Here is a 25,742-nt window from a genome sequence, read left to right as displayed (position 1 = left end):
GCCGCTACGGGCGGTCCTCGGGCTCCTCATACGGCTCCTCGAACGGCTCGTCGTCGCGCCGGACCGGGCCCGGCGTCTTCGCGGACCGGTCGTCGCCGGGCTTGCGTTCCTTCCGACGGGCGTCCCGCTGCTCCTCCTGGAGGTGCTTGCGGACTTCCTCGGGCTTGTCACCGACCTGGTTCATGCGGCCAGGGTCACACACCCCGTAAGCGCCCGCACGCCGGGCGGGCGGGTCCCCGGGAGCACCCCGGGGCCCCGCCCCTCGCCTCAGCGGCGGCGCTTGCCCCCGCCGTCGCCGCCGAGCAGGCCCGCCTTGCGCAGGGCGTCCGCCATGGCGCTGTTGCCCGGCGCAGGCGTCTGGGCCTTGCCCCCGCCGCCACCACCGCCTGCGCCCGCGCCGCCCCTGCGCTGCTGTGGCGGCCGGCCGCCGCCGCCCCGCTCGCGCTTCGGCCCCTTCTGCCCCGGCGCCGCCGGACCGCCGGGCTTCTCGTCGTCCAGCCGCAGCGTCAGCGAGATCCGCTTGCGCGGGATGTCGACCTCCAGCACCTTCACCTTCACCACGTCGCCCGGCTTCACCACCTCGCGCGGGTCCTTGACGAAGTTCCGCGACATGGCCGAGACGTGCACGAGCCCGTCCTGGTGCACACCGACGTCCACGAAGGCCCCGAAGGCGGCCACGTTCGTGACGACACCCTCCAGCACCATCCCCGGCTCCAGGTCGCCGATCTTCTCGACGCCCTCCTTGAAGGTGGCCGTCTTGAACGCGGGCCGCGGGTCACGCCCCGGCTTCTCCAGCTCGCGCAGGATGTCGGTGACCGTCGGCAGACCGAAGGTCTCGTCCACGAAGTCGTCCGCCCGCAGCGACCGCAGCACCGACGTGTTGCCGATCAGCGAGGCCACCTCGCCGCCCGTCGTCTTCACGATCCGCCGCACCACCGGGTACGCCTCCGGGTGCACGCTCGACGCGTCCAGCGGATCGTCGCCGCCCCGGATCCGCAGGAAGCCCGCGCACTGCTCGTACGCCTTCGGGCCCAGCCGCGGCACGGCCTTGAGCGCCTTGCGCGACCGGAAGGGGCCGTTGGCGTCCCGGTGCGCCACGATGTTCTCCGCGAGACCGGCGCCGATACCGGAGACGCGCGACAGCAGGGGCGCCGACGCGGTGTTGACGTCGACCCCGACGCCGTTCACACAGTCCTCGACCACTGCGTCCAGCGACCGCGAGAGCTTCACCTCGGACAGGTCGTGCTGGTACTGGCCGACGCCGATGGACTTCGGGTCGATCTTCACCAGCTCGGCGAGCGGGTCCTGGAGGCGGCGCGCGATCGACACCGCGCCGCGCAGCGACACATCGAGCTCCGGCAGCTCCTGCGAGGCGAAGGCGGAGGCCGAGTAGACCGACGCGCCCGCCTCCGACACCATCACCTTCGTCAGGTTCAACTCCGGGTGCTTGGCGATGAGTTCGCCGGCGAGCTTGTCCGTCTCGCGCGACGCGGTGCCGTTGCCGATGGCGATCAGCTCGACCGCGTGCTCCTTCGCCAGCCGGGCCAGGGCCGCCAGCGACTGGTCCCACTTGTTGGCGGGCACGTGCGGATAGATCGTGTCGGTGGCGACGACCTTGCCGGTCGCGTCCACGACCGCCACCTTCACGCCCGTACGGAAACCGGGGTCGAGCCCGAGCGTCGCCCGCGTCCCGGCCGGGGCGGCCAGCAGCAGGTCGCGCAGGTTCGCGGCGAAGACCCGTACCGCCTCGTCCTCGGCCGCCGTGCGCAGCCGCAGCCGCAGGTCGATGCCGAGGTGGACGAGGATGCGGGTGCGCCAGGCCCAGCGGACCGTGTCCGCGAGCCACTTGTCACCCGGTCGCCCCCGCTGCGCGATCCCGAAGCGGGACGCGATGATCGCCTCGTACGACGAGGGGCCCTCGACCGGCTCCTCCGGCTCCAGGACGAGGTCGAGGACCTCCTCCTTCTCGCCGCGCAGCATCGCCAGCACCCGGTGCGAGGGCAGCTCGGTGAAGGGCTCGGCGAAGTCGAAGTAGTCGGCGAACTTCGCGCCCGCCTCCTCCTTGCCCTCGCGGACCTTCGCCACCAGCCGGCCGCGCGTCCACATCCGCTCGCGCACCTCGCCGATCAGGTCGGCGTCCTCCGAGAACCGCTCGGTGAGGATCGCGCGGGCGCCCTCCAGCGCGGCGGCCGGGTCCGCGACGCCCTTGTCGGGGTCGACGAACGCGGCGGCCGCGGTCAGCGGCTCCACCGACGGGTCGCCGAGCAGTCCGTCGGCCAGCGGCTCCAGGCCCGCCTCGCGCGCGATCTGCGCCTTGGTGCGCCGCTTCGGCTTGAACGGCAGGTAGATGTCCTCCAGGCGCGCCTTGGTGTCGGCCTCCCGGATCCGCGCCTCGAGCTCCTCGGTGAGCTTGCCCTGCTCGCGTACGGAGTCGAGGATCGCGGTCCGCCGCTCCTCCAGCTCCCGCAGGTAGCGCAGCCGCTCCTCGAGCGTGCGCAGCTGCGCGTCGTCGAGCATCTCGGTCGCTTCCTTGCGGTAGCGCGCGATGAACGGCACGGTCGACCCGCCGTCGAGCAGCTCGACGGCCGCCCTCACCTGCCGCTCCCGTACGCCGAGCTCCTCGGCGATCCTGCCTTCGATGGACGTCGTCACGGTGTCCCGACTCGCCTTCTCGTGCCTACCAGCTTGAGCCTGCATTCTGCCGGGTCACCGCGCGACGTGTCCGCCTGCCCTGCCGTCAGGCGCGGCGCGCCCTGCCCCCGCCCCGTGACGCCCCGCCGAAGAGCCGTGCCAGCAGCCGGAAGGGCAGGGTCACCACGGTCGCGACGGCCGAGCCGATCATGCGGAAGAAGTCCGCGATGGTACGCAAGGGACACCTCCATGTCCTGTTGGTTGCCCCCTGCGGGTTGCCGCGCCCGACGCCGCGAAACGTCGGCCCTCCGCCGTCAGCCCTTGCCGGCCAGGTCCTGAGGGAACGCGCCCGCCGCCACCGCCGCGGCCAGGAAGCCGCGCCCCAGCTCCGTGAGGCGCTCGACGTCCGCCGCGCCGAGGTGCTCGTAGGGGGCGGCGTCCAGGCGGTCGGTGTGCTCCTCCAGCTCCGCGCGCAGGGCGGAGCCGGCCTCCGTCAGGTCGCCGGCCTCGTCCAGCAGGCCGCGCTCGCGGAGCCGGCCTGCCGCCGCGTCCCAGTCGGCGCGGCTCCAGCCACGGGTGGCGAGGATCCAGCGCGGGGCCATGCCCTTGCCGGTCGCCGTATGGCTGACCAGCGCCTCCAGCGGGTCCAGCCCGGCGGCCAGCAGCGCGACCAGGTGCGCGTCCCCGCGGTGCTCGCGCAGCAGCGTCGCGGCGTGCCAGTACGCGAGGTGCGGCTCCTCGGGTACCGGCAGGTCGGCGTGGGCGGCGTACAGCGGGCGCGCGTGTCGCGTGCACGCCTCGGTGGCGCGCAGGGCGAGCCGGGCGGCCTCGGCCATCGCCTCCGAGGCGACCGCCTCGTCGCCGAGCAGGCGCCGCAGCGTGGCGTCGGCGGCCCGCAGCCGCGCCGCCAGCACGGTCTCGGGGGAGGCGGTGTCCCAGACGGCGGGGAGGTGGCGGGCGACGAGCTCGTGGTTGAAGTTGTAGAACGCGGCCGCGACCACGCCGGGGCCCACCGCCCCCATCGCGGCGGCGCGTCCGGCGAAGTACGCGGCGCTGGAGTCCTCCACGCCCAGCCCGGCGAGCTCCTTGGCGTAGTCGGGGGAGAAGTAGACCGTCGAGTGGAGCGGGTTGAGTGCGTTGTGGCAGCGGCGGCCGGCGCGCGGCGGCAGAGTCGTCATGAGCAGTACGTTACCGACTGGTCGGTACGTCAGGCCAGGCCGTGCGCGGAACCTGGCCGCCGGTGTTCGCCCGCCGTCCGCGATGCGCACAGCGGAGACCGGCGGCGCGGAAACCCGGTTGCGCGTGCGTCCCGCGAGTCGATACCCAGCACGGGGAAGCCAAGGAGGACGCCATGACCACCCTCGGTTCGTTGAACGAGTTCTGCTGGATGGACCTGAAAACCCGTGACCCGTCCGGCACCGCCGCCTTCCTGGCCGCGGCGCTGGGCTGGCGTTCCGCCGTGGACGAGGAGGACTGGCGCCGGGCCACCAAGATAACCATCGAGGGGTACCCGATCGGTGGCGTCAGCGACCTCGCGAACCCGGTCTACCCGCCGGACACACCCGCCCACGTCGCGTACTACCTGGCCGTCGACGACGTCGACCGCCGCACCGAAGCCGCCACGGCGCACGGCGCGCGTCTCGTCGTGGCCCCCTTCGACGCGGGCGACCAGGGCCGTGTGGCGACCCTGATCGATCCGGTGGGTGCCGCCTTCTCCCTGTGGCAGTCGTACCGGTTCACCGGGTGGGGGTTCCCGCCCGGCCTGGCCGGCGCCCCGCACCACATGGTCCTGGCCTGCGACCAGCCGGCCCGGGCCCGGGCCTTCTACTCCGCGGTGACGGGCGCTCCTCTGGAGGCTGCCGCCTTCATCGCGCCGGGCGACCCCGTCGCCACCCCGCAGTGGGAACTCAGCGTCGGCGTCGACGACGTGGACGGCGTCGTCTCCCGCGTGGCCGGTGGCCAGGGCCTCACCACCTGGAGCCGGGAGGCCGACCAGCCCGTGCTGAGGCTGCACAGCCCCGAAGGGCTGACGTTCCGTGTGCACTCGCTGGGTGGAGGACGGCCGAAGCCCTGAGCACCCGGGCCGCGATCCCTCGTGCGGCGGGAGCGCGGCGTCACCGCGGTACGCATGTGTGCAGCGGGCGGAGTGAGTACTCACTCATTGCGGAGTGAGTACTCACTCCGTAGTCTTGCCGTCATGACAGAGCCTCAGGAGAACCAGACCACCCGCCGCCGCGCCCCCGGTATGTCGCCGGAGCGGCGCCGCGAAATGATCATCCAGACCGCGATCCCGCTGATCGCCGAGTACGGCGCCGCGGTGACGACCGCGAAGATCGCCCGGGCCGCGGGCATCGGCGAGGGCACGATCTTCCGCGTCTTCGCCGACAAGGAGGAGCTCCTGCAGGCGTGCATGGCCGAGGCGCTCTCGCCCGAGCACGCGGTCCGCGAGCTCGACGCGATCGACGTGTCCCAGCCGCTGCCCGACCGGCTCGCGGAGGCGGCCGAGGCGCTGCAGGCGCACATGTCCAGGATGGGCGCGATCGCCGGCTCGCTGGGGCATCGTGGCGGCAAGCACCCCGGCACGGTGCGCGGCGCGGGCCGCGACGAGTCGACGACCCGTATCCGCGCGGCCCTCGTGGAGCTGCTGGAGCCCGACAAGGCCGCCCTGCGCCGGCCGCCGGAGCAGATCGCGGCCCTCTTCTTCGGGCTGCTCTTCATCCAGCCGCGTACGGAGGACGAGCCCGACCTGACCCCGCAGGAGCTGGTGGAGGTCTTCCTGCACGGGGCGCTCTCCGGGGACGCCAAGTGAGCGCGCGGCGAAGGCGCCTGGCGGTGTCCGCCCTGGCCGTCCTGGCCCCCGTCCTGGTGTGGCTGGTGACGGACCCACTGCTGGGCCACCGGTTACGGATCGCCGACGGCGAGCAGACGCTCGACCTCGGCGCCGCGCCCGTGGCGGTCGTCGCCCTGCTCGCGTCGCTCTCCGGCTGGGGACTGCTGGCCGCCCTGGAGCGGTTCGGGACGCGGCGCGCCCGCGCCCTGTGGACCGGGGCGGCCGGCACCGTACTGGCTCTGTCCTTCCTGCCGTTCACCGGCGACGGCATGGACGGCGGCACCCGGGTCTCCCTCGCCGTGATGCACCTGGCGGTGGCGGCGGTGCTGATCCCGGGGCTGGGCGGCAGCTCCCGCGGGGTGGGAGCCGCTGCCGCCAGGGACTGACCGCCGGCACCAAGTACGCCGCAGACAGCGCCGGATGGAGGGGGTGAGCTTGCGCGGTACGAGGCTGTCCCGCACCGGGCGCTCGAGTCGACCGCGCGTTTCGCCGGCGCCGGATGCGGCGGAAGCGCCCCCGGGAGCCTGGCACAGCGGCGCGGTCATGCGCTCATCCGGTGGCCTGCGAGCCGATGTGGGCGAGCAGCGAAGCGGTGCCGTCCTCCGCGGCGATCCCGCGGGCGAGTTCGGTCGCGCGACGGCGGTGGGCCGGTTCGGAGAGGCAGGCCGTGATCGCGTCGCCGAGGGCTTCGGCGCTGAGATCCTGGAACGGCACAGGTCGCGGGGCGACGCCCAGCTCGTGCAGCCGAGACGCCCAGAACGGCTGGTCGGCCATGACCGGAACGGGCACGGCGGGCACGCCCGCCCGCAGGCCGGCCGCGGTGGTGCCCGCGCCGGCGTGATGGACGACGGCGGCGGTGCGCGGGAACAGCCAGTCGTGCGGGACGTCCCCGATGGCCAGGACGTCGGCGCCGCAGCCGTTCAGACCGGCCCACCCCGCCTGCACCACCGCGCGCACGCCCGCCCGCTCCACCGCCGCGGCCACCAGCTCGCTGAGCCGCTCCCCCTGGCCCACCGCCATACTGCCGAACCCGATGAACACCGGAGGCGGACCGGCCTGGAGGAAGTCGACCAGTCCGGCAGGGGGCTGCCAGCCGTCCGGCCGCGCGGGCCACCAGTAGCCCGCCACTTCGACCCAGGACGGCCAGTCCTCGGGGCGCGGCACCACCAGCGGGCTGAATCCGTGGAAGACCGGCCGCACGTCCGCCGCCGCCGAGGGCGCATCGGCGGGCAGTCCGAGGCGGGCGCGCAGCCGGGTGACGGCGCCCGCGAAGACGCCGTCCGCGCGCCTCAGCACATCCCGGCCCGCGGCGAGGTTGCCCTCCGGTCCCAGGCCGTCGGTGTTCCGAGCGTTGGGCAGCGGAAAGCGCCTGGTGGCGAAGGACGGTACGAGGTAGGTGCCGATGACGGGGACGCCGAGCGCTTCGCCGGCCGTCCGGCTGAGCGCCGCCGGGCCGAAGGCGGTGAGCAGCAGGTCGGCTCCGCCCGCCACGGCCTCCGCCACCCCGTCGGCGAGCCCGTCCGCGTACGCCCTCGTCAGTGCCTGGACCTCCTCCCGCGACGCCGCGCGGGACCAGTCCCGGATCAGCCCCTGAGCGTCCCCCGGCACGGGCCGGTAGTCGAGGCCGCACCCGCCGACGAGAGCCTCGAAGGAGGGGTGCGCGGCCACGGCCACCTGATGGCCGGCGTCCAGCAGGCCCCGCCCCAGGCCCGTGAACGGCGCGACGTCGCCGCGTGAACCGGCGGTGATGATCAGAATGCGCATGCCCCGATTCTCCTCGCGACGCGAAGTACCCGGCGCATGGCAGGAAAGGTGGGGTTCTCGTCATTGCCGCCACCGGGCCGTGCCCCGAAGGATGGGGGACATGACGCAGCGACCCGTACTCGTCGTCCTCTTCGACGGCGTGCAGAGCCTGGACGTCACCGGACCGGTGGAGGTGTTCGCCGGGGCGGCACACCTCGGCGCCGTCGCCCCCTACCCGATCCGTACCGCCTCGCTCGACGGAGAGCCCGTCCGCACCCAGAGCGGCCTGCGGCTGGCCGCCGACACCTCGCTCGCCGACGCCGAGCCGCCGCACACCCTCCTGGTCCCCGGCGGCGACGGCACGCGCGCACCCGACCCGCGCCTGATCGACTGGCTGCGCGTGCACGCACCGCGCGCCGAACGCCTGGTGTCGGTCTGCACCGGCGCGGTCCTCCTCGCCGAGGCGGGCCTGCTGGACGGCCGGCGCGTCACCACCCACTGGGCGTTCTGCGACCACCTCGCCCGCGACCACCCGGCGGTGGAGGTCGACCCGGAGCCGATCTTCGTACGCGACGGGAACCTCGCCACCTCCGCCGGGGTCACGGCGGGCATCGACCTCGCCCTCGCCCTGGTCGAGGAGGACCTCGGCCGGGACACGGCGCTCACCATCGCCCGCCACCTGGTGGTCTTCCTGCGCCGCCCGGGCAACCAGGCCCAGTTCAGCGCCCAGCTCGCCGCCCAGACCGCCCGGCGCGAACCGCTGCGCGAGCTGCAGCGGTTCATCACCGAGCACCCGGCCGCCGACCTCTCGGTCGACGCCCTGGCCGCCCGCGCCAGCCTCTCACCGCGCCACTTCGCCCGCGCCTTCCGGGCGGAGACCGGCACGACCCCCGGCCGCTACGTCGACCGGGTCCGCCTCGAACACGCGCGGCGCCTGCTGGAGGACACCCCCGACGGGGTCCAGGAGGTCGCCCGGGCCGCCGGCTACGGCACGCCCGAGGCGATGCGCCGCGCCTTCGTCAAGGCGTTCGGGACCGCGCCCGCCGAATACCGGCGGCGCTTCCACGCGCCCCACGTACCCGTCCCACGAAAGGACAGTTGACGCCCATGCGGATCGCCATCCTCCTCTACCCGGGCTTCACCAGCCTCGACGCCATCGGGCCCTTCGAGATGATCAGCCACCTGCCCGGCGCCGAAACCCGGTTCGTCGCCAAGGAGACCGGGCCGGTCCGCAACGACCAGGGCAACCTCGCCCTCGTCGCCGACCGCACCCTCGCCGAGCTCCCGCGCCCCGACATCGTCATCGTTCCGGGGACCGGCGAGTGGGAGCCGGTCCTGCGCGACGAGGAGCTCCTCGACTGGCTCCGCACCGCCGACGCCACCACCACCTGGACCACCTCCGTCTGCACCGGCTCCCTGCTGCTCGCGGCGGCGGGGCTCCTGGGGGGCCGCCGCGCCACGACCCACTGGCTCGCCATGGACAGGCTGAAGGAGCTCGGCGCCGAACCGACCGGCGAGCGGGTCGTCTTCGACGGCAAGTACGTCACGGCCGCCGGCGTCTCGTCCGGCATCGACATGGCCCTCCACCTGCTGGGCCGCATCGCAGGCGACACCGTCGCGCAGACCGTCCAGCTGATGACCGAGTACGACCCGCGTCCCCCGTACGACTCCGGCTCCCCGGAGAAGGCCCCGGCCGAGATCGTGGCCCGTATGCGCGGCGAAGCCCCGTCGCCGACCCCAGGATCTGATCAGGCCTGATCAGACCTGAGGATCCGGAAGACGGACGCTAGGCGACGTCCGGCAGCCCCGCCCGGTCCATGAGCTCGTGCATCGTGGCCTCGGGCAGGGTGGGGTTCGCCGCCGCCTCGTCCGCGGTCTCCCGGTCCTCCAGCAGCGCGGCCAACTCCTCGCCGGGCAGCCGGGGGTCGCGTACTGCGGCGTTCCTCACCCACCACGCGGGGTCGCGGGTCAGCCGGACCACCGACTCCGCCGACAGGCGGGGGTCGTCCAGCGCACGGCGGCGTACGGCCTCCTCCGGGTCACGGCTCAGCCGCTCGACGACCTCGGCCGGGCAGTCCGGGTCCAGCAGCGCGAGCTCCCGCATCCGGGGCCGCGGATCGTCGGCGTACCGCAGCAGGCCCTCGCGCGGGAAGTTCGGGTGCTCGGGCAGGTGGTGGGCGGAGCGGCCCTCCCAGGTCTCCCATATCTCCAGCAGCAGGTGTCCCGGGGCCTCGGCGCACCGCTCGGCGAGCATGAGCCGTACGGCGAAGTCCTCGTCCGCCGCGAGGCGTTCCACCACGTCGGCGGGCAGGCTGCGCGCGGTCGCGACGCTGCGGCGCAGCAGCACATGTCCGGACGCGGCGCACCGGCGCATCTCGTCTGCGTCGCCGTGCCGGTCCTGGACCCAGCGCAGCGGGTAGTGGCGGTTGTGCGGGGCCACCTCCACGCGCGCCGCCGCCCGCTGCTCCTCGGTGAGCGCCGGATGGACGGAGGCGTTGAGGCGTACCGCGTCGTCGGGGTCCTCGCACAGGACGGCCGCCAGGTCCGCGTCCAGGCGGGGGTTGCGGGCCACGGCGCACCGTGTCCCGGAGTCCTCGTGCCGGACCAGCCGCTCGGCGAGGTCACGCGTGAGCCGGCACTCCTCGGCAGCTTGCTGCGGGTACCGGTGCCCGTCGTCGACCAGGGAGGCGTACGCCGCCGGGTCCATCGGCGGTCCGTCCCGGTGGTGACTCAGCAGCGCCGCAGAGCGTACGGCGTCGTCCTCGTCCGCCAGCAGCGCCGCCCGCTCCGCCGCGTCGAGGTGCTCCCAGGCGCTCGGGCAGGCCGCGCGGCGGATGCCCGGCTCCGGGTCCATGGCCAGCCGACGCAGCGGAGCGGGCGGCAGCCGGCGGTGGCGGGCGATCTCACCGCGCACCAGGTAGTGCTCGTGCGTCGCCAGCCGCTCGAAGCCCGCATCGGTCAGCGCGGAGGAATCCCAGCCGGCGTGCAGCGCCACGGCGTACGCCATCCGGGGCTCCACGTCGAGCAGCCAGGTGCGCTGCTCGGGGGTGAGGTGGATGTGCTCCGCCACCGCGCGGCGGGTCTTCGGGTCCGGATGATGCGCCCAGGCCTCGATCACCTCGGCCGGCAGCCGCCGGAAGCGCCAGTTGAAGGGCAGTTCACGGTCGGGCGCCATGCCCAGTACCCGGAGGAGCACGCGCGTCGGCGCGGAGGCGTTCATGGCCAGGCCGTGCAGCCAGGCGCCGTGCAGTGCGGCCGTCGACGCCATCTCACACCCCGTACGTGAAGCGCGGCGTCCGCCGCTCCAGGAAGGCGGCGACCCCCTCGGCGGTGTCACCGCTGGAACGCGCCTGCTCCGCCCAGTACGCGTCCCGGTCCGTGCGGCCGGTCGCGAACTCCTTCGCCGCCGCCTGCGTCAGCTGCGAACGGGACACCAGGACCCGGGTGAACTCCGCCACCCGCTTGCCCAGTTCGCCCGGCGCGAGCACCTCGTCCACCAGGCCGGTGCGCAGGGCCCGTTCCGTGTCGATCAGTTCACCCGAGAAGAGGAGGTACTTGGCGGCCGACGGGCCCACCAGCGAGACCAGGCGGCGGGTGGAGGAGGCGGGGTAGACGATGCCGAGCTTCGCCGGGGTGATGCCGAAGAGCGCGCCCTCCTCGGCGAACCGCAGGTCGCAGGCGGCCGCGAGCTGGCTGCCGCCGCCCACGCAGTAGCCCCGCACCGCGGCGAGCGTCGGCTTCGGGAAGGCGGCCAGCGCCTCCTCGGCCCGGACCGCCAGCGTCTGCTGCTCGTCGCCCGGTGCGCCGAGCGAGGCGATGTCCGCCCCGGCGCAGAAGGTGGCGCCCGCGCCGGTCAGCACCAGCGCCCGGACGTCCCGGTCGGCGGCCAGTCCGGCGAGCAGGCCGGGCAGGGCGCGCCACATCGCCGCCGTCATGGCGTTCCTCTTGGCGGGGTTGCTGATGACGACGGTGGCCACACCGTCCGAGACGCTGTGCTCCAGCTGCGGCTGCTGCTCCATGGCCGGATGCTATCCGTCGCCGGGGATCGTGCCGTGAGCAGGCGTGTCGACAAAGCGGTCAAAGGACAATCCCCGGCGACTCGTTCGGTCAAAAGGCGTCGGCTACGCGGTGACTTCCGGTCAGTGGCCGGGCGGTGCTCCGGGCGCTCCCACACTCGTTGCGTGGCGACAATCGAGCACGAAGGTGAAAGCCGGACCATCGCATCCCGTGGGAGCGCACCGGCGCGGACGCCGACACCGGCGCCCCCGCCCACGCCGACGCGGCCACCGACGTACGACGGCGTCTGGCGGTTCACCGCGCCCGCCGTCGACGTCTCCGTACCGCAGGCCAGGCACGCCGTCAGGGATCTGCTGAAACGTCAATGCGCCCCCATCCGCGAGGACGTCGCGCACGGGCTGCTGCTGATCGTCTCCGAGCTCGTGACCAACGCCGTACGGCACGCGGCGCTGCTGTCACCCGAGGTCGCGGTCGAGGTCGGGATCGGCCCGGAGTGGATCCGGGTGTCCGTGGAGGACAACCACCCGTACCGCCCCAAGGCGCTGGAGTCCGACGCCGCGCGGACGGGCGGCCGCGGACTGCTGCTCGTACGCGAGATCACCCGGGAGGCGGGCGGCACGTGCGACGTCGAGCACACCGCGAACGGCGGCAAGATCATCTGGGCGGCACTGCCCCTGAGACCGGGGCCGCCGTTGCCCTGAGGCGAGGGTGCGGCGGTACCCGCCCGTACGTGAGGCCGGGACGGTGGCCTGATCTTTGTGGCTTCTGCCAGTACGACAGTCCGTCGTGATGTGGAGAGACTGCCCAGCAGAGGCGGCGGCGTGTCCCGGGAACGGGAACGGGACTTGCGCCGAGCCATGCGCATGAGCAAGCACACGGGAGGACGGCGCAATGAGCGTGCAGCAGTATGACGAGATCGGTGAGGCGTACGAGGGCTTCAAGGCCCTGACGCTGGAGCGGTACGTGGTGGTGCCCAGCTTCCTCGCCATGGTCGGGGACGTACGCGGCAAGTCGGTCCTCGACCTGGCCTCCGGCACCGGCTTCTACAGCCGGGAGTTCAAGCGGCGCGGCGCCGCGGAGGTGCTCGGCATCGACATCTCCGGTGAAATGGTCGCCGTGTCCCAGGCGCTGGAGGAGCAGGAGCCGCTGGGCATCCGCTACGAGGTGGGCGACGCGGCCGAACTGCGCACCTTCGAGGAGCCTTTCGACATCGGCCTGGCGGTGCAGCTGCTCAACTACGCGCAGGACATCGCCACCACGGAGCGGATGTGCCGCAACGTGCACCGCAGCCTGAAGCCCGGCGCCGAGCTCTTCCTGCTCAACCAGTCGCCCGACTACCGGTTCGACGGGCCGACCCCCGAGAAGTACGGCTTCCGCACCGAGCTCACGGGTGAGGAGGGCGAGACCGGACCCCAGGTCCGGACCACGGCGCTGCTCGACCCGCCGGTCTCGTTCGTCGCCAACCGCCCGCGCCGCGACGTCTACGAGCAGTGCCTGCGGGCGGCCGGCTTCACCGACCTGACCTGGGTCCCCATGGAGGTGTCCGACGCCGGCGTGCGCGAGTTCGGCGCGGACTTCTGGGCGGACTTCCACGCCAACCCGCCGCTGGTGATGCTGCGCTGCCGCGCCTGACGCCCGACCGGACGTCGCGGTAACGCCGACGGCCCGACCTCTGAGGTTCGCCCGAACAGAGGTGGGGCCGTCGGCCGTTGAAGGGCTTGGTTAGGAGCGCTTCGCGCACGTCATCACGTACGTGTTCCCGATGTCGGGATCGCCGAAGAAGAAGACCGACGGTCCGGCCCAGGAAAGGCCCTGGCCGGACCCGCGTCCCTGACCTCGTCCGTCACCGCGAGCACGCCGAGCGTCGCCGACCACGGCACCAGCGGACTCTCCGTCAGGCCCGCGCGGATGCAGCGCATCGCCTCGCGCGCTTCGTACGTATAGCCGCGCCCCGCCGGCGCCGATCGCCACTCGCGGGGCGGGCCCCCGGCCGGGTGCAGCACCACGCGGTCGGCGGCGTAGAAGGGGACCGGTAGCTCGAGGCGGCCCGCGCTGCCGGAGAGTTCGGCGTGTGCGGGGAGCTCGGTGGCGAAGGAGCAGGCGAGCTCCGCCATCGCGCCGGAGCGGTAGCCCAGCAGCAGCGCCGTGGTGTCGTCCACCGGCGGCGTGGTCGACAGGGAGCGGGCGCCGATGTACTGCGGCCTGCCCAGCAGCAGGTCGGCGAGGGCCAGCGGGTAGACGCCCGAGTCGAGCAGCGCCCCGCCGCCCTCCGGGTCCCGCAGCCGGCCCAGCGCGTGTGCCGGGGCGTGGCCACCCGTCGCGGCGCGCAGCAGGTGCGGCGTACCGACTGCGCCGTCCGCCACCAGCCGCGCGGCCCGGCGTACGGCGGGCAGGCAGCGCGTCCACATCGCCTCCATCAGGAACAGGTTCCGCGCCTCCGCCAGCCGCATCAGCTCCTCCGCGTCCCGGACGTTCGTGGTCAGGGGCTTCTCGCACAGCACGTGCTTGCCAGCCTCCAGGCAGGTCCGGACGGCGTCGTGGTGCCCGGTGTTGACGGACGCCACGTACACGATCTCGACGTCCGGGTCGGCGGCGAGCTCCTCGCGGCAGCCGTACGCCCGCTCCACCCCGTACCGCGCCGCGAAGGCCCGCGCCGAGGCCGCGGTCCGGGAGCCGACCGCGACCAGCTCGGCGGTGTCGCCGAGCAGCGCCAGGTCCTCGGCGAACGCGGCGGCCTGGCGCCCCGTGGACAGCACGCCCCACCGGACCGGGGTCACGGTGCCGTCCCCTGCGGCACGGTCTGCTCCGCGTGCCCGTCACCGGGCCCCGGCGGGACGGCGGTCTGCGCACCGTGCCGGGCGGCCAGCCGCGAGAACAGCACGACCAGCGCCACCACCCCGCCCACGCACCCCAGCGCCACCGACAGCGAGGTGGCGTGCGCGAGCGCCCCGATGGCGGGCGGCCCCGTCACCAGCCCGACGTACGCGACGGAGGACACGAAGCCCACCTCCCGCTCGCCGCTGGTGCCGAGGCGCTGGCCGTGCTTGCCCGCCTGGCCGATGGCGACCGGGAAGACCAGCGCGAAACCGAGGCCCGCCAGGGCCAGCCCCGCGTACCCGGCCACCGCCCACGGCAGGGCGACGGCGATCAGCAGGCCGCCGGCGGCGGTCGCGCCGCAGAGGCTGAGCAGCAGGTACGGGCCCAGCCGCTCCTCCAGCCGGACGCCCAGGAAACGGACGACGACGGTGGTGACGGAGAAGACGGTGTACCCGGCGGCGGCCGCCGACGCGGACAGGCCGCGCTCGGTGTCGAGGAAGAGGACGGACCAGTTCGCCATGGCACCCTCGCCGATCGCGGCGCAGAACAGCGTGAACGCGATCAGCCACAGCATCACCTGCCGCGCCGGACGAGGCACCGCCCCCGCGGCCGTCGCACCGGCCGCTGTGTGCTCGTCCTCCGCGGCACGCCCCGCGGCCTTCCGCTCCGCTCCCACCTTGGGCAGGTGACGCCCGAACACGGCCACCAGCACCAGCGCCACGGCCGCCACCAGCAGGAAGTGCGGACGCGTTTCCCAGTCGGCCCACGCCGCCAGGGCCGCCCCCGCCGAACCGGCGACCGCGCCCGCGCTGAACACCGCGTGGAAGAAGGACATCAGCGGCCGCCCCACCTGCGCGGTGACGAAGACCGCGCAGATGTTCATCGCCACGTCGAGCGTGCCGACGGTGAACCCGATGACGAAGAACGCCCCGCCCAGCAGGCCGTACCCGCCGGGCAGCGACAGCACCACCAGCGCCAGGCACATCGCCGGGAGGGCGGTGAGCGTGACCCGGCGCGTGCCGAGGGCCGCGCACGCCCACCCGGCGAAGGTGGCGCCGGAGAGGAGCCCCGCGACCTGGCCCAGCAGGGCCAGACCCAGGGCGCCCTCGTCGGCGCCGACCTGATGGGCCAGGGCCGGGACCCGGCCCACCCACGACCCGTACACCATGCCGTTGAGGACGAACGCGGCCGCGACCGCCGTACGCGTGGAGATCATCCGCGGCTCTCCGGGACTTTTTGCCGGGCATCCTGCGGGACCGGGGCCGGGGCCTCCTTCTGGAAGCTGGAGGTGATGGACGGCAGTTCGGGGTGTTCGCCCAGCTCCCGGGCCAGGGCCGCGATCCCGTCGTGCAGCGTCACGCGCGGCGCGTACCCGAGGGCACGCGCCCGGGTGATGTCGCCGACGAGGGCGTAACTGTCGTCCAGGACGGTGGCGTCGGCCGCCAGCACCGCCTCGCTCCCCGTCGCCTCGCCGATGGTCCGGGCGAGCTGCCGCAGCGACGTGTCCGTGCCGGACCCGACGTTGACCGCCTCACCCGGATCCGCGCGCCCCGCGACGTACAGCAGTCCGCTGACCATGTCCTCCACGTGGACGAAGTCGCGGCTCTTGCGGTCGATGTCGCCGACCGCCGGAATGGGCTTGCCGTTGAGGTGCCAGCGCAGGAACTGCGAGACCTCGCCCTCGGCGCGGCGCGGGTCCTCGCCGGGACCGTAGATCACGAACGGCCGGGCGATCGACGCGGGCAGGTGCCACGTCTTGACCAGTCCCCGGATGATGGCCTCGCCGCACAACTTGTGCGCCCCGTACGGCAGGATCGGGTCCTTGGCGTGCGCCTCGTCGGTGGGGCTGTACGTCGGCGGCCCGTAGACGGAGGCCGCGGACTGGTGGACCAGGCGGGTACGCGAACGGGCGCACGCCTCGGCGACGTTGAAGGTGGCCTCGACGTTCATCCCGAAGTCGAAACGCGGGTCCAGCAGCGAGCGCGTCCCGCTGGGGTTGCCCGCCAGGTGGAAGACGACGTCGACGCCGCCCAGCGCCTCGGCGGTCGCGGCCGGATCGCGCAGGTCGGCCGGGTGGAACTCGGCGCCCGGTAACGGCACCTCCGGCGCGACCAGGTCCACCACCCGCACCCGTACGCCGTGATGGGCGAGCGCGGTGACCAGGTGGCGGCCGACGAAGCCGGAGCCGCCCGTGACGGCGGCGGTACGGAAGGGGGCGAGGACGTCCTCGGGGACGTGCGCCCACGCGGGGTCAGTGGAAGGCATGCGGTTCTCCCTGCGGAGTTGCTCCCTGCGGAGTTCGACTGATGTGGGTATCGCCATGGATCACGTGGTGGACCGCGCCGGCCAGGCCCCGGCGGGCGCCCGGCGGCCGGTCGGGCAGCAGGTGGACCCGGAGGCCCGCGGTGACGGCGGCGCCGTCGTTCACCGGGTCGTCGCCGACCATCAGCGCCTGCTCCGGAGGCACCCCCAGGCGGGCGCAGGCCGTCCGGAACAGCCCCGGATCCGGTTTCTCGGCGCCCTCCTCGCACGACAGGACGAAGGCGTCGGCGTCGACGTACCCGGCGAGGCCGTGCGCGGCGAAGGTGGGCCGGATGTCCCAGCCGACGTTGCTGACGACGCCCGCCGGCACGCCGTGGGCCCGCAGCGCCGCCAGGGTCGTGCCGACGTCCTCGTACGCGGTCCAGGCCTCCGGCGAGAGGAGCCGCGCGTACAGCGCCCGCGCGAGCTCCTCGTCCGCCCCGGCCCGCCCGAACCACACCAGGTGGGCGCGGCGGTGCGCGGCGGCTGACCGCTGGCAGCCCCGCATCGCGGCCGTCACCCCGGGGGTGCGGCGTACCGCGAGCATCCGCGCGTACAGCGCCCGCGCCGCCGCCTGGTCGGCCGTCCGGCCCGTGGCGCGGCAGGCGTCGAGCACCCACCGCGGGCTGTCGTCGTGCGCGAAGAGCGTGTGGTCGAAGTCGAAGAGGACCGCGAGGAGAGGAGTTCCGGTGCCGCCCGCGACGGGAGGAGTTCCGGTGACGCCGCTCACGGCACGGACACCCCCTCGGCCACGGCCCGCTGCACCTCGCGGGGGAAGCCGAGCCGCGAGGGCGCCCGCCCGGCCCGGATCGCGGCGACGTCGGCGAGCTGGTCGTACAGCCAGTCGACCGGGTCGGCGTGTGCGACCGCCGCGCGGGCGCGGGCCGCCATGGCCCGCCGCCGCCCCGGCGGCAGGGTCAGCGCCGTGTACAGCGCGTCCGCCGTCGCCTCGACGCTGTGCGGCCGCTCCAGGGGCACGGTGCCGTCCCGGGGGAGCAGGTCGGCGGCGCCGGTGCCGGTGGACAGCACGGTCACGCCGTCCCGCTCGTTGACGAGCGCGCCCTCCTGGGCGACCAGGTTCATCCCGTCGGCCACCGCGTTGACCAGCAGCACGTCATGGGCGCGCAGCACGCCGAGGGCGCGCTCCGGATCGTCGCCGTCGTGGACCGTGATGGCCCCGGGGTGGCGGGCGTTGACCGCGTCGACCGTACGCCGGACCCGGTCGCGGTAGTCGCGGTAGGCGGGCACGCGCTCCCGGGAGGGCACCAGGCAGGCCACGAACCGGACCCGCTCGGCCAGCCCCGGGTGGAGGTCCAGCAGGCGGGCGTACGCCTCGAAGCCGCGCAGCGCGTTCTTCGCCGGGTCGAGGCGGTCCACGCGGGCGATCACCGCGCGCGGGTCGCCGTCCCTCGTCCGCGCCGCCCACTCGGTCACGCGCGGCGCCAGGGCGCGGGTGGCGAGCGCCGGGCCGTCGACGGTCACCGGGTAGCACCGCACCCACGTGGTGCGGCTCCGCCCCGACGCGACCAGCCCGCGGTCGTGGTCGACCGCCAGTCCCAGCTCGGCGCAGCACTCCAGGAACCGCCGTGCCCACGCGGGCCGCTGGAAGCCGAGCAGGTCGGCGCCGAGCATGCCGTGGACGAGCGTCGGGACCAGCGGGTGCGGCAGCCGCGACCACGACTCCCGGGCCGGGAAGGGCGTGTGGCTGAAGTGGCTGATCCACAGGTCGCCGCGCCGACGGCGTACGGCGCCGGGCAGCAGCAGCACCTGGTAGTCGTGGCAGGCCACCACCGCTCCGGGCGGCGCGCTGCGCGCGACGCGGGCCGCCAGCGTCTCGTTGACGGCCCGGTAGCCGGTCAGCGACCGCAGCGGCTCGCGCGGGTCGACGAGTACGGGCACCTCGTCCTCGATGCCGTGCCACACCGTCCACAGCAGGTTGACCCCGGCGTCGTCGTAGTAGCCCCGGTACGCCTCCGGGTCGACCGGCACGGCCTCGTAGCGGTAGCCCAACTCGGCGCCGAGGCCCTGGAAGAGCCCGAGCCGCACGGCGCGCGCGTCGGCCTCCGCGTCCGACGGCGCCAGCCAGCGGAGCGTGGCGGTGCGCGGGTCGACGGCCCGGCCGATCCGGTCCAGCAGGACGGTCACGCTGCCGTTGCGGCGCTCGGGCCGCAGCCCCGCGTGCCGAGACCCGGCGTCCCCGGACCACCCGTCCCTGGACCTCCCGTCCCCGGACCTCCCGTCTCCGGAGGTGAACCGCACGGGACCGCGATCGGAGACCAGGACGACGTCCTGGGCTCCGGGAGCCGCCCCCGTCACGGCGTACGCGCCGTCGCGGAGGCGGCGGCGACGCCGACCGGCTCGGGGACGGCGGTCCGCAGCACATCGGCGAAGGCGTGCACGATCGCGATGTGCGCCGTCTCGATCACCCCGAAGTCGTCGGAGCCCACGATCAGCGGGATGTCGACCAGCTCGGCGGCCGTCCCGCCGCCGCACCCCAGCATGCCGATGGAGACCAGCCCCATCCGCCGCGCGGCGCGCAGCGCGGCGACGATGTTCGGCGAGCGTCCGCTGGCACTGATCGCGACGACCGCGTCGCCGGGCTCGGCGTGGTCGGTCAACTGCCGGACGAACGCGTCGGCGTACGACACGTCGTTGGCGTACGCCGTCAGCACGGCGATGTTGTCGGCGAGCGCGAACGCCCGCAGCGGCGGCTCGGTGGGCCGCCGTGCCGTCTTCACCAGGTCGCACACGAGGTGGGTGGCGGTCGTCGCGCTGCCGCCGTTGCCCATGGCGTACACCCGGCCACCCCGCCGCCGTACGCCGTCCAGCGCTTCGACCGCGTCCGCCACGGCGGGCAGCGACACGGTGCCCAGACCGTTCACGGTGTTGCTGAAGAACCTCTCGCTCAACCACTGGTAGTGCTGCACCACAGACCTCCGGATCGGTATGTCCGTACATCGGTTACGTCGGGTACGTCACTTACGGAGCCTCAGCGTGCGCCGCCCGCCGACCGGACCCCGCACAGAAAGCGCCCAGATCCCGCCCTGCGGCGGCCCGGCCCCGAGGTGCCCGGCGGCGCGGCGGGCCCCGCGCCCCCTTCCCGCCAGCACATCGCCCAGTTCCGGACAATCTCCCCGCCCAGGTGTGGAAGGCGCGAAAAATGAGACTCGACGCGGGCCCATGTCGGAGGCAACTGACCGGAAGGCCGCCAGATGCGTTACGGATTGCTCGGTCCCCTGGAGGTGTACGAGGACGACGGCACGGTGCCGTTACCCCTGGGCGGCCCGCGCCAGCGGGCCGTCCTCGCGTCGCTCGCGCTGCGCGCCAACGAGACGGTGAGCGTCGACTACGTCATGGACGCCGCCTGGGAGGAGCCCCCCGCCTCGCCCGGCTCCAACATCCGCACGTACGTCAACGGGCTGCGCCGGCGGCTGCGCGACCACGGCCGCGAGCCGCGGCTGCTGGTCACCCGGCCCCCCGGCTACCAACTGCGCACCCGTTCCGGCGAGGTGGACGTCGAGGTCTTCGAGGACCTGGCGGCGCGCGGCACCCTCGCCGCGGAGGGCGGGGCGCTCGCCGCCGCCGCCCGCCACTACGGCCGGGCGCTCGCCCTGTGGCGCGGCCGCCCCCTGGAGGGCCTGCCGCTGGGCTCGGCGCTCCAGGCGGAGGCGGCGCGGCTGGTCGAGCGGCGCCTGGCGGTCGCCGAGCAGTACGTCGAGGTGCTGCTCGCCCAGGGGCGCTCGGCGGAGGCGGTGACGGTGCTGCGCCCGCTGGTCGCGGAGTACCCGCTGAACGAGAGTCTGACGGCGTACCTGATGCGGGCGTTGAGCCGGGCCGGGCGCCGCACGGAGGCGCTGGAGGTGTACCGGCAGGCGGACAGGGTGCTGGCCGACGAGCTGGGGGTGGCACCGGGCGAGGAACTCACCGCGGTACGGCGCGGGCTGCTGGACGGCCCGCGCCCCGGCACCGTGCCGGCGCCCCGTCGCGCCCCCGGCCGCGTACTGGCGCACGAGCCGCGCCACGACACGTCGGTACGCGCCTCCCGCCCGGTACGCGGACGGGCCCCGGCGGCCCTCGCGGCCCCGCCCGCCCCGACCCCGCCGCCACCGGCCCCGCCGACCGTGCCGACCGTGCCGCCACCGGGCCCGCCGACCGTGCGGCCACCGGCCCTGGTACCGGCGGCCGCGCGCCGCCCCGCCCCCGCCGTACGGGCTCTGCCGGGCGACAGCGCGGAGTTCACCGGGCGCGCAGCCGAGCGCGCCCGGGTGCACGCGTGGGTGCGGGAGGCGGTGGGTGCGCGGGAGGCGGCCACGGCGCCGCTCGTCTGCGTCATCACCGGAATGCCGGGCGTCGGCAAGACCCGGCTCGCGGTGCGCCTGGCACACGAGTTCGTGCGGGCGGGCCACGTGGGCGACGTCCAGCTCTTCGCCCACCTGCGGGGCCATGCGCCCGGCCGGGTGCCGATGGACCCCGCCACCGTGCTCGCCCGGTTCCTGCGGATGCTGGGCGTTCCGCCGGGCCGGATCCCCGACAGCGTGGAGGAGCGGGCGGCGCTCTACCGGGACCGGCTGCACGGGCGGGCCCCGCTGATCCTGTTGGACGACGTCACCGGACCCGGGCAGACGGACCCCCTGCTGCCGGGCGATCCGGCGTCCCTCGTCCTGGTGACCAGCCGCCGCGCCGGCTGGGCGCCGGCCGGGGCGCGCACGGTGGAGCTCGGCCCGTTCACGGTCGAGGAGTCCGTGGCGCTGCTTGCCGGGGTGGCGGGCGCGGAGCGCGTGGCGGCCGAGCGGGCGGCCGCCGAGCGGATCGCCGCGTTGTGCGGCCGGCTGCCGCTGGCGGTCGCCCTGGCCGCCCTGCGGCTACGGACCCGGCCGCTGTGGCGGCTCGCCGACTTGGCGGCCCGCCTGGAGCCGGAGGACGCCCGGCTGGACCGGCTCAGCGTCGGCGGCCGCTCGGTCCGGGCCGCGTTCGACACGTCGTACCGCAGGCTGCCACCGCACCGCCGCCGGACGCTGCGCTGCCTGGCCGGCGTGCCCGGCGGCGCCCTCGGCGGTGCCCGCCGGGCGGGGGAGGCGGAGGAACTGCTCGACCAGCTGCTCGACGAGTGCCTGGTCCAGCAGACGCCGACGGGTGGGTACGAGCTCCACGAGCTGCTCCGCCTCTACGCCCGCGACCTGCCTCCCGGCTGAACCCCAGACCCAGGCCGGGGATCACCAGCCGCCACTCTCCCCGGTCAGCTCCCTGACCGCCGGACGCGCGGCGTCCAGCACCGTCATGAACCACGCCGAGAACGGCTCCGCGGCGTGCCGCTCGGCCAGCTCCCGTGCCGTCACGAACGCCGTCTCCTCCACTTCCTGCGGGTCCGGCCGCAGCGGGGCCTGCACCATCCCGACGAAGAGGTGGTTGTACTCCTGCTCCACCAGACCCGAGGCCGGGTCCGGGTGGTTGTAGCGGACCGTGCCCGCCTCGGCGAGCAGCGACGGCGACACGCCCAGCTCCTCGTGCACGCGCCGCGCGGCCGCCGCGAACGGCGCCTCACCCGGATACGGGTGCCCGCAGCAGGTGTTCGACCAGACGCCGGGGGAGTGGTACTTGCCCAGCGCCCGCCGCTGCAGCAGCAGGCGCCCCGCCTCGTCGAAGAGGAACACCGAGAAGGCCCGGTGGAGCTGCCCCGGCGGCTGGTGGGCGGCCAGCTTCTCCGCGGTGCCGATCGTGGTGCCGTCCTCGTCGACCAGTTCGAGCATGATCGATGGCTTGACTCCGTTCGACGAGCTGCTCGCCGCCGTGGCTGGTGTGATCGGCATGACCATCCTTCGCTTCGGTTACCGGCCCTGTGGGGCAGTCTCAGTCTGCCGCACAAAAGCCGCTTGTCGGCTCACGTCGCCCCGCGCCCGGGATGTCTGCTCCACCGGGGTGACGGGCGGTCAGCCCCCAAGGCCGGCGGATACGCGATCCGGCCCCGGCGACCGCCCCGGAGACGTCCATGACCAGCGCCGTCATCGCCTCGCCTGGGCCTCGAAGGGCGCCGCGACGCCGTACCGCGACGCCCGTACGAAACCGCAGCGGGGGGAGTACTCCGGATGACCGAGGGCCGGCACCAGCCGCTCCCCGGCAGCCGCGCGAAGTCCAGCACCGCGCGGACCAACGCCCGCCCCGCGCCCTGCCGCTGGTACGCGGCCGCCGCGACCGGGGCCGGCGCCGGTGCCGGGGTACCGCCCACCCCGGCACCGGGTGATCAGCCGGGTGGGTCAGCGCCCGTCGGCCGGCCGCAGAACGTAGCCCCGGTAGCCGTACTCCGCGCCGTGCTCGCGGCGCAGGGCGATCTCGGCGCGGGTGGCGGCGAGCGCCTCGGCCATGCCGGGCGCCGTCGGATCGGTCGCGTCGGCGCGCTCGCCGAGCGGGCCGTAGTACTCGTCCCAGTCGCTCTCGGGCTGGGCGTACGTGCCGACCACGCGGTAGCCGGCTTGGACGGCCGCGGCGGTGTTGGCCTCGGTGGTACGCAGCGGGTAGTGCGCGTCCCAGAACGCCCGCGCCTCGGCGGACGGCTCACCGCCGGTCCACTCGCACTCGGTGAGGACCAGCGTCCCGCCCGGCGCCAGCAGCCGCCGCCAGGTGCGCAGCGCGCGGTCGAAGCCGATGGCGTACGCCGAGCTCTCCGCCCACACGAGGTCGAAGGACCCGTCGGCGTACGGCGGCTCGGCCATGTCGGCGGTGACGGTACGGATGGAGGCGCCGAGCCCGCGGGCGTCGGCGGCCCGCCGTAGCTCGGCGAGGAACGGCTCGTGCAGATCGACGGCGGTCACCTCGGCGCCGGCCGTGCCGGCTTCCGCCGCCAGCAGCAGGGCGGCCCGGCCGGGACCGCAGCCCAGGTCGAGCACGCGGGGACGCGAAGGCAGGGGGCCGGCGAGGGAGAGCAGCCGGCGGGTGGTGTCGTCGGAACCGGGGCCCTGCCGCGGAAGACCGTGGTGCAGGGCGAAGAAGGCGTCGTACAGAGCGTTGTCGGACAACGTGGAAACCCTTGTGTGAGGGCGGGCCCGGCCGACGTACGAGTCAGGTCAGCCGAGAACCCGCGGGATGAGGTTGCGGGTCGAGCGGGACGCCACCGCGACGGTCATCAACCTCAGCTCCTCTCACAGGCACGGACGGCCGCACCCTATCAGTGGCACAGCCGCGCCTCATGGGCCGCATGGCCGCTCGGCTCCAGCTGGAAGGTGCAGTGCTCGACGTCGAAGTGGCCTTCCAGGCACTCCTGGAGCTCGTGCAGCAGCTTCTCGTGCCCCACCGAATCCAGCGCGCTCTGGGTCACCACCACATGCGCCGACAGCACCGGCATCCCCGAGGTGATCGTCCAGGCGTGCAGATCGTGGACGTCCTCCACATTCGGCAGCGCCAGTATGTGGGCGCGCACCTGCGCCATGTCCACGCCCTTGGGCGCCGCCTCCAGCAGCACGTCGAGCGTCTCGCGCAGCAGCTTCACTGTGCGCGGGACGATCATCAGGCCGATCAGCAGGGACGCGATCGGGTCGGCGGCCTGCCAGCCGGTGGCCAGGATGATGCCCGCCGAGACCAGGACGGTGACGGAGCCCAGCGCGTCGGCGAGCACCTCCAGATAGGCGCCGCGGACGTTGATGCTCTCCTTCTGCCCCCGTACCAGCAGGGAGAGCGAGATCATGTTGGCGACCAGACCGAAGAGCGCGAACGCGATCGCCAGCCCGCCCTTGGTCTCGGCCGGCGTGATGAACCGCTGTACCGCCTCGATCAGCAGGTAGCCGCCGGCGCCGAGCAGCAGCAGGCAGTTCGCGAGCGCGGCGAGGATCTCGGCCCGGGCGTATCCGAAGGTGCGCTTGTCGGTGGCCGGGCGGCCGGCGAAGTGGATCGCCATCAGTGCCATCGCCAGGCCCACCGCGTCCGTCGCCATGTGGGTGGCGTCGGCGATCAGCGCGAGGGAGTCGGCCAGCACACCGCCGATGACCTCCGCCACCATGACCGAGAGCGTGATCGCCAGCGCGATCCGCAGCCGCCCCTTGTAGGCGGCGGCCGCCGTGCCCGTCGGCGGCGGGCCCGCGTGCGTGTGCCCGTGGTCGTGCCCAGCCCCCATGCCATGCCTCCAGCCGCTCGCGAAACCTCGTTCGAGCGGCCAGTGAACTACGGGTGGGGGGTATGTGCAAGCCGGGACTGAACACCGTTGTCATATGCTCTGACCTGCGGTGATGCCCGCAGGTCAGAGCGGTGGGCGTACCTGTGGCCGCCGCGCGGGCTCAGTGGCCGCGCGCCTCCGGGTGGCGCAGGCACCAGCCCTCCCACGCGGACTCGACCATCGCGCGCACGCCGTACGACGCCGTCCAGCCGAGCTCCTTGGTGATCCGCTCGACCGACGCCACGGCCTTGGCCGCGTCACCCGGGCGGCGCGGGCCCACCACCGGCTCGGCGGTGTGCCCGGTCACCTCGGCGACGACCCGCGCCAGCTCCCGCACGGAGACGCCCTCGCCGCGGCCGATGTTCACGGTCAGGTCCCCGGGGCCGTCCTGGTCGGCCAGGCGGCGGGCGACGGCGAGGTGCGCGTCGGCGACGTCCGCGACGTGAATGTAGTCACGGATGCAGGTGCCGTCCGGCGTCGGGTAGTCGTCGCCGAAGATCCGCGGGGCCTCGCCGCGCGTGATCCGGTCGAAGAACATCGGGATGATGTTGAACACGCCGGTGTCCGCCAGCTCGGGGCGCGCGGCCCCCGCCACGTTGAAGTAGCGCAGGCAGCCCGTGGCCATGCCGTGTGCCTGCCCCGTCGCGCGGACCAGCCACTCGCCCGCGAGCTTCGTCTCGCCGTACGGGTTGATGGGCGCGGTCGGCGCGTCCTCGCCGATCAGCTCCACGTCCGGGACGCCGTACACCGCGGCGGACGAGGAGAAGAGGAACCGCCGCACCCCGGCGGCCACCACGGCCTCCAGCAGCACGGTCAGCCCGTGGACGTTCTCCCGGTAGTAGTGGAGCGGCCGCTCGACCGACTCCCCGACCTGCTTCTTCGCCGCCAGGTGCACCACACCCGTGACGGCGTGCTCGGCGAGCGTCCGGTCCAGCAGCTCCCGGTCCGCGACCGCCCCCCGGACGAGGGGGATCCCGGCGGGTAGCCGCGCGGGCACGCCGGAGGACAGCTCGTCGAGCACGACGACGCGCTCACCGGCGTCCGCCATGGCGTGCGCCACGTGGGCGCCGATGTATCCCGCTCCGCCTGTGATCAGCCAAGTCATGACGGTCAGCCTATGCCCTGGCCGGCCGCGGTTTGTGGGCCGAGGCGCGGATCCACCATGATGATCTCGGCCCCCCGCGCCGCCGCGGGCCCGCGTCACGCCTCGGTGAACTTCCTCTTCCGTTCATCGGATAGCCTCACCCGGCGTGCCGCCGCGCC

At 74.4% G+C, this 25,742-nt stretch carries 24 protein-coding genes and 1 pseudogene; 8 read left to right on the top strand and 17 right to left on the bottom strand.

The genetic code is table 11. The features are described from left to right. Positions 1-4: 4 nt before the first annotated feature. From ACZ42X_RS02750 to ACZ42X_RS02735, 4 genes are all read right to left on the bottom strand, one after another. The gene (locus ACZ42X_RS02750; RefSeq protein WP_468283530.1) at positions 5-184 is read right to left on the bottom strand and encodes a hypothetical protein; all 180 of its coding nucleotides are present in this window, start codon (positions 182-184) and stop codon (positions 5-7) included. Between the two features lie 83 nt (positions 185-267). Next, on the bottom strand, positions 268-2,652 hold the full coding sequence (locus ACZ42X_RS02745) for a Tex family protein (RefSeq protein ID WP_468283528.1): 2,385 nt from the start codon (positions 2,650-2,652) through the stop codon (positions 268-270). Between the two features lie 85 nt (positions 2,653-2,737). Further along, positions 2,738-2,869, bottom strand: a complete 132-nt coding sequence (locus ACZ42X_RS02740; protein WP_260604312.1) for an LPFR motif small protein — start codon at positions 2,867-2,869, stop codon at positions 2,738-2,740. A 76-nt stretch (positions 2,870-2,945) separates the two neighbouring features. Continuing rightward, positions 2,946-3,809: an SCO6745 family protein gene (locus tag ACZ42X_RS02735; protein WP_468283525.1), complete on the bottom strand. Its 864-nt coding sequence runs from the start codon at positions 3,807-3,809 to the stop codon at positions 2,946-2,948. A 173-nt stretch (positions 3,810-3,982) separates the two neighbouring features. On the opposite strand from ACZ42X_RS02735, the gene ACZ42X_RS02730 reads away from it, so the two are divergent. From ACZ42X_RS02730 to ACZ42X_RS02720, 3 genes are all read left to right on the top strand, one after another. Next, positions 3,983-4,705 carry a VOC family protein gene (locus ACZ42X_RS02730; protein WP_468283523.1) on the top strand — a complete coding sequence of 241 codons (723 nt, stop codon included), beginning with the start codon at positions 3,983-3,985 and terminating at the stop codon, positions 4,703-4,705. A gap of 123 nt (positions 4,706-4,828) precedes the next feature. Beyond that, positions 4,829-5,440: a TetR/AcrR family transcriptional regulator gene (locus tag ACZ42X_RS02725; RefSeq protein WP_468283521.1), complete on the top strand. Its 612-nt coding sequence runs from the start codon at positions 4,829-4,831 to the stop codon at positions 5,438-5,440. A 23-nt stretch (positions 5,441-5,463) separates the two neighbouring features. Next, entirely contained in the window at positions 5,464-5,847 is a 384-nt protein-coding gene (locus ACZ42X_RS02720; RefSeq protein WP_468283519.1) for a DUF6069 family protein, read from the top strand. Between the two features lie 163 nt (positions 5,848-6,010). Here ACZ42X_RS02720 and ACZ42X_RS02715 read toward each other — a convergent pair whose 3' ends face one another. Next, positions 6,011-7,225, bottom strand: coding sequence for a glycosyltransferase (locus ACZ42X_RS02715; protein WP_468283517.1), 1,215 nt, complete (start codon positions 7,223-7,225; stop codon positions 6,011-6,013). A 100-nt stretch (positions 7,226-7,325) separates the two neighbouring features. On the opposite strand from ACZ42X_RS02715, the gene ACZ42X_RS02710 reads away from it, so the two are divergent. Next, on the top strand, positions 7,326-8,306 hold the full coding sequence (locus tag ACZ42X_RS02710; RefSeq protein ID WP_468283515.1) for a GlxA family transcriptional regulator: 981 nt from the start codon (positions 7,326-7,328) through the stop codon (positions 8,304-8,306). Positions 8,307-8,311: 5 nt separating this feature from the next. Next, positions 8,312-8,962, top strand: coding sequence for a DJ-1/PfpI family protein (locus tag ACZ42X_RS02705; protein ID WP_468283513.1), 651 nt, complete (start codon positions 8,312-8,314; stop codon positions 8,960-8,962). A 28-nt stretch (positions 8,963-8,990) separates the two neighbouring features. Here ACZ42X_RS02705 and ACZ42X_RS02700 read toward each other — a convergent pair whose 3' ends face one another. Beyond that, positions 8,991-10,472 (bottom strand): PE-PGRS family protein, encoded by a 1,482-nt coding sequence (locus ACZ42X_RS02700; RefSeq protein ID WP_468283511.1) that lies wholly within the window; start codon positions 10,470-10,472, stop codon positions 8,991-8,993. A 1-nt stretch (position 10,473) separates the two neighbouring features. After that, positions 10,474-11,223 (bottom strand): enoyl-CoA hydratase/isomerase family protein, encoded by a 750-nt coding sequence (locus tag ACZ42X_RS02695; protein WP_468283509.1) that lies wholly within the window; start codon positions 11,221-11,223, stop codon positions 10,474-10,476. A 198-nt stretch (positions 11,224-11,421) separates the two neighbouring features. On the opposite strand from ACZ42X_RS02695, the gene ACZ42X_RS02690 reads away from it, so the two are divergent. After that, a complete protein-coding gene (locus ACZ42X_RS02690; RefSeq protein WP_468284108.1) occupies positions 11,422-11,922 on the top strand; it encodes an ATP-binding protein in 501 nt (166 codons plus the stop codon). A 190-nt stretch (positions 11,923-12,112) separates the two neighbouring features. Continuing rightward, positions 12,113-12,853, top strand: coding sequence for a class I SAM-dependent methyltransferase (locus tag ACZ42X_RS02685; RefSeq protein WP_361415356.1), 741 nt, complete (start codon positions 12,113-12,115; stop codon positions 12,851-12,853). A gap of 113 nt (positions 12,854-12,966) precedes the next feature. Here ACZ42X_RS02685 and ACZ42X_RS02680 read toward each other — a convergent pair whose 3' ends face one another. The 6 genes from ACZ42X_RS02680 to ACZ42X_RS02655 all read right to left on the bottom strand — a co-directional run bounded on the left by ACZ42X_RS02680 (position 12,967) and on the right by ACZ42X_RS02655 (position 19,266). After that, positions 12,967-13,998, bottom strand: coding sequence for a Gfo/Idh/MocA family protein (locus ACZ42X_RS02680; RefSeq protein WP_468283507.1), 1,032 nt, complete (start codon positions 13,996-13,998; stop codon positions 12,967-12,969). Next, on the bottom strand, positions 13,995-15,254 hold the full coding sequence (locus ACZ42X_RS02675; RefSeq protein ID WP_468283504.1) for an MFS transporter: 1,260 nt from the start codon (positions 15,252-15,254) through the stop codon (positions 13,995-13,997). The genes ACZ42X_RS02680 and ACZ42X_RS02675 overlap by 4 nt, the downstream gene beginning before the upstream one ends. Further along, positions 15,251-16,303 carry an NAD-dependent epimerase/dehydratase family protein gene (locus ACZ42X_RS02670; RefSeq protein ID WP_468283502.1) on the bottom strand — a complete coding sequence of 351 codons (1,053 nt, stop codon included), beginning with the start codon at positions 16,301-16,303 and terminating at the stop codon, positions 15,251-15,253. The genes ACZ42X_RS02675 and ACZ42X_RS02670 overlap by 4 nt, the downstream gene beginning before the upstream one ends. Then, positions 16,290-17,069, bottom strand: coding sequence for an HAD family hydrolase (locus ACZ42X_RS02665; RefSeq protein ID WP_468283500.1), 780 nt, complete (start codon positions 17,067-17,069; stop codon positions 16,290-16,292). Before ACZ42X_RS02665 ends, ACZ42X_RS02670 begins: the two co-directional genes overlap by 14 nt. Continuing rightward, entirely contained in the window at positions 17,066-18,484 is a 1,419-nt protein-coding gene (locus ACZ42X_RS02660) for a trehalose-6-phosphate synthase (protein WP_468283498.1), read from the bottom strand. The genes ACZ42X_RS02665 and ACZ42X_RS02660 overlap by 4 nt, the downstream gene beginning before the upstream one ends. Positions 18,485-18,651: 167 nt before the next feature. Next, a complete protein-coding gene (locus ACZ42X_RS02655) occupies positions 18,652-19,266 on the bottom strand; it encodes a D-sedoheptulose-7-phosphate isomerase (RefSeq protein WP_468283496.1) in 615 nt (204 codons plus the stop codon). Positions 19,267-19,551: 285 nt separating this feature from the next. Here ACZ42X_RS02655 and ACZ42X_RS02650 point away from each other — a divergent pair, with 285 nt between their 5' ends. Continuing rightward, complete coding sequence (locus ACZ42X_RS02650; RefSeq protein ID WP_468283494.1) at positions 19,552-21,531, top strand: AfsR/SARP family transcriptional regulator; 1,980 nt, start codon at positions 19,552-19,554, stop codon at positions 21,529-21,531. Positions 21,532-21,552: 21 nt separating this feature from the next. Here the strand turns inward: ACZ42X_RS02650 and idi are convergent, their stop codons facing one another. From idi to galE, 4 genes and pseudogenes are all read right to left on the bottom strand, one after another. After that, positions 21,553-22,146: an isopentenyl-diphosphate Delta-isomerase gene (gene idi, locus ACZ42X_RS02645; RefSeq protein WP_355355111.1), complete on the bottom strand. Its 594-nt coding sequence runs from the start codon at positions 22,144-22,146 to the stop codon at positions 21,553-21,555. Positions 22,147-22,217: 71 nt separating this feature from the next. Further along, positions 22,218-23,349 (bottom strand): annotated as a pseudogene (locus tag ACZ42X_RS02640) (methyltransferase domain-containing protein). A gap of 149 nt (positions 23,350-23,498) precedes the next feature. Beyond that, a complete protein-coding gene (locus tag ACZ42X_RS02635; RefSeq protein ID WP_468283492.1) occupies positions 23,499-24,440 on the bottom strand; it encodes a cation diffusion facilitator family transporter in 942 nt (313 codons plus the stop codon). Positions 24,441-24,600: 160 nt separating this feature from the next. After that, a complete protein-coding gene (gene galE / locus ACZ42X_RS02630) occupies positions 24,601-25,584 on the bottom strand; it encodes a UDP-glucose 4-epimerase GalE (RefSeq protein ID WP_468283490.1) in 984 nt (327 codons plus the stop codon). Between the last annotated feature and the right edge of the window lie 158 nt (positions 25,585-25,742).

The sequence above is a fragment of the Streptomyces sp. NPDC030862 genome (assembly GCF_055571835.1).
This window is presented reverse-complemented; position numbering and strand designations above follow the sequence as displayed.